The organism is Pleomorphomonas sp. T1.2MG-36 (assembly GCF_950100655.1).
Taxonomy (GTDB): Bacteria; Pseudomonadota; Alphaproteobacteria; order Rhizobiales; family Pleomorphomonadaceae; genus Pleomorphomonas.
In genome coordinates this window covers 563,839-576,145 of sequence record NZ_CATNLY010000001.1, presented here as the reverse complement: position 1 = coordinate 576,145, position 12,307 = coordinate 563,839, and the positions used below count along the sequence as shown (strand labels likewise).

General features: G+C 61.5%; 12 protein-coding genes. 6 read left to right on the top strand and 6 right to left on the bottom strand.

Features of this window, described 5'->3' with window-relative positions:
* The first annotated feature begins 91 nt into the window (after window positions 1–91).
* Window positions 92–2,764, top strand: a complete 2,673-nt coding sequence (gyrA, locus tag QQZ18_RS02775; RefSeq protein WP_446728604.1) for a DNA gyrase subunit A — start codon at window positions 92–94, stop codon at window positions 2,762–2,764.
* A gap of 119 nt (window positions 2,765–2,883) precedes the next feature.
* On the opposite strand, the gene QQZ18_RS02770 is transcribed toward gyrA, so the two are convergent.
* A complete protein-coding gene (locus QQZ18_RS02770) occupies window positions 2,884–3,132 on the bottom strand; it encodes a hypothetical protein (RefSeq protein WP_284537733.1) in 249 nt (82 codons plus the stop codon).
* Window positions 3,133–3,354: 222 nt separating this feature from the next.
* Here QQZ18_RS02770 and coaD point away from each other — a divergent pair, with 222 nt between their 5' ends.
* The 4 genes from coaD to QQZ18_RS02750 all read left to right on the top strand — a co-directional run bounded on the left by coaD (window position 3,355) and on the right by QQZ18_RS02750 (window position 5,943).
* Window positions 3,355–3,852, top strand: a complete 498-nt coding sequence (gene coaD / locus QQZ18_RS02765) for a pantetheine-phosphate adenylyltransferase (RefSeq protein WP_284537732.1) — start codon at window positions 3,355–3,357, stop codon at window positions 3,850–3,852.
* Window positions 3,853–3,876: 24 nt separating this feature from the next.
* The gene (locus QQZ18_RS02760; protein WP_446728603.1) at window positions 3,877–4,431 is read left to right on the top strand and encodes a peptidylprolyl isomerase; all 555 of its coding nucleotides are present in this window, start codon (window positions 3,877–3,879) and stop codon (window positions 4,429–4,431) included.
* Window positions 4,432–4,506: 75 nt separating this feature from the next.
* Window positions 4,507–4,974, top strand: coding sequence for a peptidylprolyl isomerase (locus QQZ18_RS02755; protein WP_284538814.1), 468 nt, complete (start codon window positions 4,507–4,509; stop codon window positions 4,972–4,974).
* Between the two features lie 54 nt (window positions 4,975–5,028).
* Window positions 5,029–5,943 (top strand): DUF817 domain-containing protein, encoded by a 915-nt coding sequence (locus QQZ18_RS02750; RefSeq protein WP_284537731.1) that lies wholly within the window; start codon window positions 5,029–5,031, stop codon window positions 5,941–5,943.
* Here QQZ18_RS02750 and QQZ18_RS02745 read toward each other — a convergent pair.
* The 3 genes from QQZ18_RS02745 to QQZ18_RS02735 all read right to left on the bottom strand — a co-directional run bounded on the left by QQZ18_RS02745 (window position 5,916) and on the right by QQZ18_RS02735 (window position 9,040).
* Complete coding sequence (locus tag QQZ18_RS02745; RefSeq protein ID WP_284538812.1) at window positions 5,916–6,920, bottom strand: inorganic phosphate transporter; 1,005 nt, start codon at window positions 6,918–6,920, stop codon at window positions 5,916–5,918. The two genes, QQZ18_RS02750 and QQZ18_RS02745, sit on opposite strands and share 28 nt — an antisense overlap.
* Entirely contained in the window at window positions 6,917–7,558 is a 642-nt protein-coding gene (locus tag QQZ18_RS02740) for a DUF47 domain-containing protein (RefSeq protein WP_284537730.1), read from the bottom strand. Before QQZ18_RS02740 ends, QQZ18_RS02745 begins: the two co-directional genes overlap by 4 nt.
* Before the next feature lie 147 nt (window positions 7,559–7,705).
* Window positions 7,706–9,040 (bottom strand): HD-GYP domain-containing protein, encoded by a 1,335-nt coding sequence (locus QQZ18_RS02735; RefSeq protein ID WP_284537729.1) that lies wholly within the window; start codon window positions 9,038–9,040, stop codon window positions 7,706–7,708.
* Window positions 9,041–9,172: 132 nt separating this feature from the next.
* Here QQZ18_RS02735 and queA point away from each other — a divergent pair, with 132 nt between their 5' ends.
* Window positions 9,173–10,261, top strand: a complete 1,089-nt coding sequence (gene queA, locus QQZ18_RS02730; RefSeq protein ID WP_284537728.1) for a tRNA preQ1(34) S-adenosylmethionine ribosyltransferase-isomerase QueA — start codon at window positions 9,173–9,175, stop codon at window positions 10,259–10,261.
* Window positions 10,262–10,360: 99 nt separating this feature from the next.
* On the opposite strand, the gene lexA is transcribed toward queA, so the two are convergent.
* Window positions 10,361–11,074, bottom strand: coding sequence for a transcriptional repressor LexA (lexA, locus tag QQZ18_RS02725; protein WP_284537727.1), 714 nt, complete (start codon window positions 11,072–11,074; stop codon window positions 10,361–10,363).
* A gap of 365 nt (window positions 11,075–11,439) precedes the next feature.
* Window positions 11,440–12,060 carry a helix-turn-helix domain-containing protein gene (locus QQZ18_RS02720; RefSeq protein WP_284537726.1) on the bottom strand — a complete coding sequence of 207 codons (621 nt, stop codon included), beginning with the start codon at window positions 12,058–12,060 and terminating at the stop codon, window positions 11,440–11,442.
* Between the last annotated feature and the right edge of the window lie 247 nt (window positions 12,061–12,307).

Sequence of the window (12,307 nt, the reverse complement as noted above, 5' to 3'; positions counted from 1 at the left end):
GTTCAGGAAGTTGAAGCCATTGGCTGAAGAGACGAAGACACCCGACGGCGCCGAGCCGACCGACATCAAGCCGGTGTCGATCATCGAGGAAATGAAGCGCAGTTATCTCGATTACGCCATGAGCGTGATCGTGTCCCGCGCCCTGCCGGACGTGCGCGACGGCTTGAAGCCGGTGCATCGCCGCATCCTCTATTCGATGAGCGAGAACGGCTACGACTGGAACAAGCCGTACCGCAAGTCGGCGCGTGTGGTCGGTGACGTCATCGGTAAATACCATCCGCATGGCGACAGCTCGATCTACGACGCCCTGGTGCGCATGGCGCAGCCGTTCTCCATGCGTTTGCCATTGGTGGATGGGCAGGGCAACTTCGGCTCCATCGACGGCGACAGCGCCGCCGCCATGCGTTACACCGAGGTCCGCCTCGAGAAGGTGGCGCAGGCGCTGACGGACGACCTCGACAAGGACACCGTCGACTTCAACCCGAATTACGACGGGTCCGAGCGTGAGCCGTCGGTGCTGCCGGCGCGATTCCCCAACCTGCTGGTCAACGGTTCCGGCGGTATCGCCGTCGGCATGGCGACCAACATTCCGTCGCACAATCTCGGCGAAGTGGTCGACGCCACCATCCGTCTGATGGACAATCCGGACGCCGACATCGAAGAGCTGATGGAAGTGCTGCCGGGGCCGGACTTCCCGACCGGCGCCATGATCCTCGGCCGTTCGGGCATCCGGCAGGCTTTCATGACCGGCCGCGGTTCGGTCGTCATGCGCAGCCGCGTCGCCATCGAGCAGATCCGCAAGGACCGTGAAGCGCTGATCGTCACCGAGATTCCCTATCAGGTGAACAAGTCGGTGATGGTCGAGAAGATCGCCGAACTGGTGCGCGAGAAGCGTGTCGAAGGCATTGCCGACCTGCGCGACGAGAGCTCGCGCGACGGCATCCGCGTCGTCATCGAGTTGAAGCGCGACGCTGTCGCCGACGTGGTGCTCAACCAGCTCTACCGTTTCTCCCAGCTGCAAACGTCGTTTGGCGTCAACATGGTGGCCCTCAACGGCGGCCGACCGCAGTTGATGAACCTCAAGGACGTGCTGTCTGCCTTCATCGCCTTCCGCGAGGTGGTGGTGACGCGGCGTACCCGCTTCCTGCTGGGCAAGGCGCGCGACAGGGCTCACGTGTTGGTCGGTCTTGCCATCGCCGTCGCAAACATCGACGAGGTGATCTCGGTCATCCGCAACGCGCCTGACCCGAGCTTTGCCCGCGAGCAGTTGATGACCCGCCGCTGGCCGGCGGCCGATGTCGAGGCGCTGATCCGTCTGATCGACGATCCGCGCCACGAGATGAACGACGACGGCACCTACAATCTCTCGGAAGAGCAGGCGCGAGCCATCCTCGATCTTCGCCTGCAGCGCCTGACCGCGCTCGGCCGGGACGAGATTTCCGAAGAGCTCAATCAGCTCGCCGAGGAGATCAAGGGCTATCTCGAAATCCTTGCCTCGCGCGAGCGGGTGCAGGAGATCATCCGCAACGAGCTCATCGAGATCAAGGCAGCCTACGCGACGCCGCGCCGCACCGAGATCGTCGAGTCCGACGCCGACATGGAGGACGAAGACCTCATCGCCCGCGAGGAGATGGTGGTCACCGTTTCTCACGAGGGCTACATCAAGCGGGTGCCGCTGTCGCAGTACCGGGCGCAGAACCGTGGTGGCAAGGGCCGTTCCGGCATGGCGACCAAGGAAGAGGATTTCGTCACCCGCCTGTTCATCGCCTCGACGCATGCGCCGGTGCTGTTCTTCTCCTCGCGCGGCATCGCCTACAAGCTGAAGGTTTGGCGGCTGCCGCTCGGCACGCCACAGTCGCGCGGCAAGTTCATCAAGAACATCCTCCCGCTGCAGGATGGCGAGCGCATCACGTCGATTCTGGCGCTGCCGGAGGACGAGCGGACCTGGTCGGATCTGGACGTGGTGTTCGCCACCCGTCTCGGTACCGTTCGCCGCAACAAGCTCAGCGACTTCACGCAGGTCAACCGCAACGGCAAGATCGCGATGAAGTTCGACGACGAGACCGATGGCATCGTCGGCGTCGAGACCTGCACCGAGGATGACGACTTCCTGCTGGTGTCGGCTCTCGGCCAGTGCATCCGCTTCCCGGTCGGCGACGTGCGCGTCTTCAAGGGGCGCGATTCCACTGGCGTGCGCGGCATTTCGCTCGCCGACGGTGACGAGCTGATCTCGATGACCATCCTGCGCCATTTCGATGCCAATCCGGCCGAACGGACCGCATTCCAGAAGCAGTGGGCGGCCGAGCAGCGCGTGGCTGGAGACGAGGAGACCGACGTCGAGGATGTGATCGCCGACGAAGCCGAGGAGGAGGTCAACAGCATCGATGCCCTCACTCCCGATCGTTATGCCGAGATGATGCTCGCCCAGCAGTTCGTGCTGACGGTCAACGAGCAAGGCTATGGCAAGCGCTCGTCGTCCTACGAGTTCCGTATTTCGGGACGCGGTGGCAAGGGCATCAAGGCGACCGATCAGAGCAAGCTCGACGAGATCGGCAAGCTGGTTGCCGGCTTCCCGGTGGAGCCGACCGATCAGATCATGCTCGTGTCCGATGGCGGTCAGTTGATTCGCGTGCCGGTTGGGCAGATTCGCATCGTCTCGCGCGCCTCGAAGGGCGTCCGTATCTTCAATACGGGCGAGGGCGAGAAGGTCGTGTCCGTGGAGCACATCTCCGACATCGGTGAGGAGGCCGGCGCCGAGGAGTGACCTCGGCGCTCTTGCCGCACCATCGGAAAAAAGTCAGGGCGCAAGACGGTGGCCAACGTCTTGCGCCCTTGCCGCATTCTGAGCGAGGCGCGAAAGCGTCTCGCTTGGTTCCTTGTCTATCAATCGACGATGGTCAGGCCGGCGGCCACGGTGGTGACCGTGACGCCGACGCTGGCCCGCGCCTCCCTGGCGCAAACCTTCAGGCCATCGATTGTCTCGACGGCGCAATTGGCAATGTTCGAGATCTGGTCGCCCCGGCCGACTTCCGGATAGATGGGCTCCGTTGCGCCGATCGAAAGAACGGCGGCCGAAAGCCCAGCCATGACGAGGGCCATCTTCCTCAAACGCGGTACACGATGCTTCGTCATGTCAGTCCGCCTTCCTATGCGAGACCTACTTTAGAGGTAGAGTTTCGGGCGGGATCGTTACGCGTCAGTTAATGTGATCAGAACGATTGGATGCATTGGGGCTAATGCTTAATGAATGGTAAACGCGACCAATTGTCCAGGGCCTCGCGAACCGAGCGGATGAGCATCTCGCCAACGGTGGCGCAGTTGTGAACGGGCGCCGAAACCGCTATTCAGAAGGCCATGACGACCGCTCTTTATGCCGGGTCCTTCGATCCGGTCACCTACGGACACCTCGACGTGATCGAGCGCGCTTCGCGCCTGTTCGACAGGCTCGTGGTGGCTGTCGGCATTCACCATGAGAAGAAGGGCGAGTTCGATGCCGCCGAACGCGAGGCCATGCTGCGCGAACTGGTGGCCGCGATCGCCTATCGGACCGGTGGGCTGATCGAGGTGGTCACCTTCGACTGTCTCGTCGTCGACATTGCCCGGCGGCATCAGGCGCGCGTGATCGTTCGCGGCATTCGCAACAGCTCGGATCTCGACGTCGAGGTGGGCATGGCGGGGATGAACGCGGCCATGGCGCCGGAGATCGACACGGTTTACTTCGGGGCTTCCTCGGGCGTTCGTCACGTCGCATCGAGCCTCGTCAAGCAGATTGCCCGGTTGGGCGGCGACGTTACCGCCTTTGTTCCGCCGCAGGTGGCGGAGAAACTCCGCGCCCGCTACCCGGCCGGCTGAACGGCCACAACAGCATACAGGGAGATCGATGTGATCCGCAGGACCTTTCTCGCGGCGCTCGCCGCCACCGGCATCGTGCTGGCAAGCGGAGTTTTGTCCACCGGTGCCTGGGCCGCCTCGCCGGATAACACGCTGATTCTGGAAACCAGCAAGGGCAAGGTGACCATCGAACTTCGGCCAGATCTCGCCCCCAAGCACGTCGCGCAGATCAAGACGCTGGTCGGCAAGCACTTCTACGACGGCATCATCTTTCACCGGGTGATCGAGGGGTTCATGGCCCAGACCGGTGATCCCACGGGGACCGGAATGGGCGGTTCCGACCTGCCCGACATTCCGGCCGAGTTCTCCAAGGCGCACTTTGGGCGCGGTGCCGTCGGCATGGCGCGTTCCCAAGACCCCAACAGCGCCAACTCGCAGTTCTTCATCATGTTCGATGACGGCGGCTTCCTCGACGGCCAGTACACCGTCTGGGGGCAGGTAACCGACGGCATGGACGTGGTCGACAAGATCAATCGCGGTGAACCCCCGGCCGATCCCGACAAGATCGTCAAGGCGCGTCTCGCTTCCAATCCCAACTGATCGATCGTACTTCCCGTCCGTCCGTGCTAAGAGCGCTGCCGGCAAACAGACCGAAAGGAGGCCCGCGTGGCCGATATCAAGGATCCCGAGAACACCCTCGTCATGGAAACCAGCAAGGGCACCGTCGTCATCGAGATGCGGCCGGATCTTGCGCCCAACCATGTGGCCCATATCAAGAAGCTGGTACGCGAGAAGTTCTACGATGGCATCGTGTTCCATCGGGTGATCGAGGGCTTCATGGCTCAGACCGGTTGCCCGCACGGCACCGGTACCGGCGGTTCGAAGTATCCCGACCTCAATCAGGAGTTCAATGCCGAGCCGCACGTGCGCGGCACGGTGTCCATGGCTCGCGCCATGAACCCCAACTCCGCCAACTCGCAGTTCTTCATCTGCTTCGACGACGCCCGCTTCCTGGACAAGCAGTACACGGTGTGGGGCAAGGTCATCGAGGGCATGGAGAACGTCGACAAGATCAAGCGTGGCGAACCCGTGCGCGATCCCGACAAGATCATTTCGGTCGTCGTGGCGGCCGACGCGGCCTGACGCCTGCTCATTTCGAGTTTGCGCCGACGGAGAGACCTCTTCGTCGGCGTTTTTATGTCGGAGGCAGCCATTCTTCCTGCGTCGGAGCACGCAACCGGCCCACTGCTGGAGCCGCTTCGTCTGGCCTTGAGGCGCCTTCTGGCGCGTCTGCCGTTACCGATCGCGGAGTTTGTGCTGTTCGGCCTGAAGCAGGCTTGGGCCTGCCTGTTCGGCGGGGTGATGCTGGCGGCGCTGATCGCCACGAAATATCTCTGGTCGGCGGAGTGGCCGATCCATCGCTACGATGCCCTTTTTGCCTTTGCGCTGACGGTCCAGATTCTGATGCTGGCATTTCGCCTCGAGAGCCTTTCCGAGGTGAAGGTCATCACCGTCTACCATGTCGTCGGCACCGCCATGGAGATCTTCAAGGTCCATATGGGATCATGGAACTATCCCGAGCCGGCCGAGGTGGCCATGGCCGGCGTTCCGTTGTTTTCGGGCTTCATGTACGGTTCGGTCGGCAGCTACATGGCGCGTGCGATCCGGGTTTTCGACATGCGCTTCACCCGTTTCCCGCCGCTCTCCCTGACCATTGCCCTCGCGCTGGCAATCTATGCCAACTTCTTTGGGCATCACTTCTTTTTCGATACCCGCTGGTTTCTGTTCGCGGCAACGCTGCTTCTCTACGGGCGGGTGAGGATCTACTACACGGTCGATCGGACACCGCGCTGGATGCCGCTCGTTGTCGCCGCCGTTCTGACCAGCTTCTTCATGTGGGTGGCCGAGAACGTAGGAACCTTCACCGGCACCTGGCTCTATCCCGGACAGCGGGCCTGGCACCTCGTGTCGCTCGGCAAGATGGGATCGTGGTACCTGCTGCTGTTCGTCAGCTTCACCCTGGTCACGCTTGTTTTGCCACCCCGTCCGCCGGACGCGCGGCGGACGGAGGAGGCCGATGCCGATCAGACGAACAGGTCGACCAGCCAGTAGGAGCAGGCAGCGATGGCGGCGCCGGCCGGCATCGTGATGATCCAGGCGATGACGATGTTGCCGGCGATGCCCCAACGGACGGCCGACACGCGACGGGCGGCGCCGACGCCGACGATGGCGCCGGTGATCGTGTGGGTCGTCGACACGGGGATGCCGAAATGCGTGGCGATGAACAGCGTGATGGCGCCGCCGGTTTCGGCGCAGAAGCCCTGCATCGGGTTCAGGCGGGTGATCTTCGAGCCCATGGTGTGTACGATGCGCCAGCCGCCCATCAGCGTTCCGAGCGCCATGGCCGACTGGCAGGCGATCACCACCCAGAACGGCACGTAGAACTCGCCGCCGAGATAGCCCTGCGAGTAGAGCAGCACGGCGATGATGCCCATGGTCTTCTGCGCGTCGTTACCGCCGTGGCCCAGGGAGTAGAGCGAGGCGGAAACGAACTGCAGGTGCCGGAAGGTTTTGTCGACGGCAAAGGGCGTCCGTTTGACGAAGGTCCAGGACACGGCCAGCACCAGCATCAACGCAAGGAAGAAGCCGAAGGCCGGCGACAGGAAAATGGCGCCCGCCGTCTTGAGAAGCCCCCCCCAGACGATCGCGCTGAAGCCGGTCTTGGCAAGGCCGGCGCCGACGAGTCCGCCGACGAGGGCGTGCGAAGACGACGAAGGAATGCCGGCCAGCCAGGTGACGACATTCCAGATGATCGCTCCCATCAGCGCTGCGAACACAACGTGCGGCGTGACGATCGACGGGTCGATGATGCCCTTGCCCAGCGTCGTTGCGACATGCAGGCCGAAGAACAGGAAGGCGATGAAGTTGAAGAACGCCGCCCAGAACACGGCGTACTGCGGTCTGAGCACGCGGGTCGACACGATGGTGGCGATCGAGTTGGCGGCATCGTGCAGGCCGTTCAGGAAGTCGAACAGCAGCGCGATGCCGATCAGGCCGACCAGCAGCGGAAGGGCCAGCGTCTCCATCAGACGTTCTCGATCACGATGCCGCTGATTTCCTTGGCAACATCCTCGAAGCGGTCGAGCACCTTCTCGAGCTCGCCATAGATCTTGCTGCCGATGATGTAGCCCATGGCGTTACCGGTGCCGTGGCGGCGGTAGAGGTCCTTGAGGCCGTTGTCATGCAGAAAGTCGGAATGGCCTTCGACCCTCGTCACCTCTTCCGACAATGCCGTCAGACGCGGGGCATTGGAGCCGACGTTCTTCAGGAGCGGGATGGCCTCGGAGACCAGCTTGGACGCTTGCACGATGTCGAGGCCCATGTCGCGCATGCCTGGATCGAAGGCGTGCTGCTCGAACAGCAGGATCGTCTTTACCACGCGATGCATGGTGTCGATGGTGTCGTCCATCGACTGTATGAGATCCTTGATGTCGTTGCGGTCGAACGGCGTGATGAAGCTCCGCCGGACAGCCAGAAGCACTTCACGGGTAATGCCGTCGGCCTTGTCTTCCAGGGCGACGATCTCGGCGATGCGGGCATCGCGATCATCGCCGGACAGAAGGGCGTTGAGCGAGTGGGCGGCGCTGACGACGGTTTCGGAGTGCTGGGCGAACAGATCGAAGAATTGCTCTTCGTGCGGGAGGAGCTTGCGGAACCACTCGAGCATGGTCGGTCCTTGTTTTCTGGACTTTTCGGCACGCGGTTTAGCTGATGACTCTTTCCGGCGCTAGTCGCAGTTCCCCAAAAGGTCGTTTTTTAGGCGGATATCCTTTCAGCCCTGCGTGCGAGGACGGGCAGGGCTGCATTCTTTAGCTCAGTCGGACGAGCAATTGGCAACAATATTCGAAAAAGCCCTTAGAAGCGTCGGGTCCAGCTTGCCGTCCATCGTCTGGAGGATTGCGTAAGCCTGTCTTGCCGTCTTCGGTTCCTTGTAGCTTCGTCGCTCGATCAGGGCGGCGAAGATGTCGCAAATGGTGATGATCCGCGTGAGGTCGGAGATCTCGCGGCGGCCGATGCCCCGGGGATAGCCCGTTCCGTCGAGATACTCGTGGTGATCTCGCGCGACCTCCGCGATCTCGGCGGCGATTGCGTCGCTGCCGGCAAGGATCTCGTGGCCGGCTTTGGCATGGCTCTCCATGGTCGCCCGTTCCATTTGATCCAGCGCGCCCGGCTTGTCGAGGATGGCGAGCGGTATGTGTACCTTTCCGACGTCGTGAAAATGAGCGGCTTCGAACAGGCGGCGCTGGTCGCCCCCGGAGAAGCCAAGCCCCCGTGCGAACAGCATGGCGACAGCCGAAACCAGGCTGCAATGCTGGGCCGTTCCGTCGTGGTACCGTTGAATGACCGACAGCCAGCCGGCGGCGCCGGTGCTGTCCAGCAGGGCCTCGAAATGACCGAAAGCGCGCCTTGCTTCGCCGACGGCGGCGCCGAGATTGCCGGTCCGGATATGTTCGAACAGCTTGCCCGAGCCATCCTCGATCGCCATGCCGGCGGCCGTGCTTTGCGCCGAGTGCCACCGACGAGCGGCAAACATCGGCAGTGCCTCGGCTATGAAGTCGGCGAGACGCTCCGGGGAGGGGAGCGACTTGACGATGAATGGAAATCCGGCGCCATCCAGCGCGGTCAGCGTGCGAAAGCCAATCCTGGTGCCGAACAGGATCGTTCGTTCCAGTTGCCTCATCCATGGGCCGGTCAGCACCCGGTTGAGAAAATCGGGCGCGAAAGCCTCACCGGCGATCAGCGTGAGCGCCCCACCGTCCTGCCCGTCGCTGTCAACGCCCCCGGAGAGTGCGAATCCCAGCTCCGAAACCATCGTTGCCGTCGTCGCATGGAGTGCGTGACTCTCGGAGACGATGTGGATGGAAACGGGGTGGCGTTCCTGGAGGCTTCGGGGTGTGCCGCCCAGCCGTCCATTCGAGGCTACCATGGAAGAGGTGACAACGTTGTCAGCCTCTGGCGGAGAAAATCGCGTGTTGTCCACGATCCGGGAGCTCCAAGGTGAGGCATCAGAATGGGGTGCGTTGCGGACCGGTTCGAGGCCTGTCACGAATGTTGGACGGGTTCTAACATGCGGGCCGGGCGCCGTTAAGAAGCCTACGGGGACGAGTGCGAAGCGTCGTAAAATTCTAGATAAAGTGGATCTATCCAAAACGTTTCGACGGACCATCCTTCGGGCGGGCAACCACTCGGACGCATCTCTGGGGCTCTGATCCGGGTAATCGATCGGATCGCGCTGTTGGTTGACCGTTGCCTTTCGCGATGGCCGTGCCTATGCAGGGTCATGCAAGTTTCAGCCTTCGATTTCGATCTGCCACCCGAGCGAATTGCCCTTCGCCCCGCCGTTCCGCGCGACGCATCGCGCCTTCTCGTGGTGAAGCCGGGTGAACCTCTCGAGGATCGGCATGCGCGCGATCTTGCCGATCTTCTGCGGCCGGGCGACGCGTTGGTGTTCAACGACACCAAGGTCATCCCAGCCCAGCTCGAGGGGCGTCGCGATCGCGAGGGGGGCGAGCCCGTTCGTCTGTCGGCCACGTTGCACATGCGTGAGGCTCCCGATCGCTGGCGGGCGTTCGTCAAAGGTGCGCGCAAGCTGCGTGCGGGCGACCGCGTGGTGTTCTCCGGCTCCCATCCGGACGCATCTCCTCTAGGCGCGGTCGTTGCGGAGAAGGGCGGGGACGGAGAGGTTACCCTGGCCTTCGATCGCTCCGGACCGGATCTCGACTTGGCGCTGATAACGGTCGGCCACATTCCATTACCGCCCTATATCGCCGCGCGCCGGGCCGAGGATGAGCATGATCGGGCGGACTACCAGACCGTCTATGCGCGTGAGAGCGGGGCGGTCGCCGCGCCGACGGCCGGGCTGCATTTCACCCCGGAGCTTCTAGATCGTCTCACGGCACGCGGCATCGACCGGCATTTCGTGACGCTGCATGTCGGCGCCGGCACCTTCCTTCCCATGAAGGTGGACGATACCGAGGACCACAAGATGCATGCCGAAATCGGTCACGTCTCGGCGGAGACCGCAGACGCGCTCAATGCCGTTCGCGAGCGCGGGGGCAGGGTGGTGGCCGTCGGCACGACCTCGCTGCGCCTGCTGGAGAGCGCGGCCGGCGAAGATGGACAGGTCAAACCGTTTGCCGGAGCGACCGACATCTTCATCACGCCGGGATATCGCTTTCGCGCTGTCGATCTGCTGATGACGAACTTTCATCTGCCGAAATCGACGCTGTTCATGCTGGTGTCGGCGTTCTCCGGTCTAGAGACCATGCGCGCCGCCTACGCCCACGCCATTGCCGACGGTTACCGGTTCTATTCCTACGGAGACACGTCGCTGCTGCACCCGTCGCAGGAAAGCCGGTTGCTCAAGTAGGCAGATGGGCGCGCAACTCAGCAGGGGGATTCGACGACCTCTTCAGTCGTCGACGGCGGGCGCGGTTGCCTGCGCCAGTCCCCTACCATCAGCGAACGGTCAATAGCGACGCATCAGTGCCACGAGACGGCCCTGGATGCGCACGCGATCGGGTCCGAAAATGCGCGTCTCATAGGCTGGATTGGCGGCTTCAAGGGCCACGGAGGCGCCCTTGCGCCTCAGCCGCTTCAGCGTGGCTTCTTCATCGTCCACCAGCGCCACAATAATGTCGCCGGAGTCCGCTGTGTCGGACTTCTTGATGACGACGGTATCGCCATCGAGGATGCCGGCCTCGATCATCGAGTCGCCACGAACCTCAAGGGCGTAGTGCTCGCCGCCGGTCACAAGATCGATCGGTACATGCAGGATATGCGACTGGTTCTGTATGGCGGCGATCGGCACACCGGCGGCGATGCGCCCCATGACCGGCACGGGCACGGTGTCGCGACTGTCGAGCGCGGGCGAGGCGGCGCTGGCCGGCGGAGCCTTGCGGCCGCCGTCGCCTTCGATCACCGCCGGCGCAAAGCCCTTGCGGGCGCGGCCGATCCCCGGCTGCATGGTTTCGGGCAGCTTGATGACTTCGAGTGCCCGCGCTCGGTTTGGCAGGCGGCGGATGAAGCCGCGCTCTTCGAGGGCCGTGATGAGACGGTGGATGCCGGATTTCGACTTGAGATCCAGCGCGTCCTTCATCTCGTCGAAGGATGGCGGCACGCCCGACTCTTTCAGACGCTCATGAATGAACATCAGGAGTTCGAGCTGTTTGCGCGTGAGCATCGTCTGGTCCCCGCTGGTCGGCCGGCGCATCGGTTGCGCCGAAACGCGATTCGGTACAAATCACGAACAGAGTTAACATGTTCCGTGTGTGTTCCGCAATGGGGATTGCCGGTCGGGGTTCCGGCGAGGCCGGAAAAGCAAGGAAAATGGACGCGCAATAAATAAATGTCGTTGGACTCCGATAATTAAATGTCGGAGTTTGGAGATAAGCGATTGATTTTATTTATGAATTCGGGTCCGCAATTGGTAACCATTCGAAACCCTATACCAAACTCCGACACGTATTTATTAAGTGTTTGTTTTTGCAATTGTTATTGGTAAACCACCGGTGAGCGACGGAACCTTGGTTGAGCGGTGTTGTAACCCTATTTGTCACCGCCTTCAGTGGCGGCTTCTTCCCGAGCGCGCTTCTCTTCCCAAAAAGTGACCCAATACGAAAAGTCTGGATCAAAACCTTCCTGGAAGTATCGCCTCTTTAGAACATCCTCAAGCTGTTCTACGTATCCCATTCCCCAAAAAACGGGTGCTCCCGAGAATTCAACCTCAGTTTGTATTGCTTCTTTTGCCTTTTTCAGGATGTATTCGACAATATCGAGACCATTATCATAGATATATACCAATCGGAAAAGAGAAATAAGGGCTATCTCGTCATCTGATATTTGAAATCGTGGAATGAACCCTGGTCGTTTTTGTGATTTCTCCATTATTAGTTGATTTATGTCTCTTTTGTATTCTTCAAATGGAGTTATTGTGTTTCCGAATAAAATGTACGGCGCTGATTTGCCTGAGACCTCACTGATCTTGCGTAGAACAATATCATTGGGCAATCGCCGTCCCGCTTCATAGTTGGTCAGCGCCGAACGTGTGACGCCAATCATTGCTGCGAAGACCTCCTGGGTGGTCTCGCCTCTCGCCTCGCGAATGCGGGTTCCGATTGCGCGCAATGTTTCAGTATCGAAAATTTTGCGGTTTGGTTGACTTGACATGACACATTACCGTGACATTATGATTCCATGTTTCGATAATGAAGCATGGATTATAGAAAATGCCAAATGCCACGGCCCTAGTCATGTCGCAGATGGAGCGAGAGGGCGTCTCGCTTGCCGAGTGGGCGCGTTTGCGCGGCTACAACGTACGAACCGTGAGAGCGGTAGCCCCAGCTTCCATCCGCACCGATCGCGGGCACCGTCACCTATTCAGAGCGAGTTTCCGAGATTGCCGAGAAATTGCGGG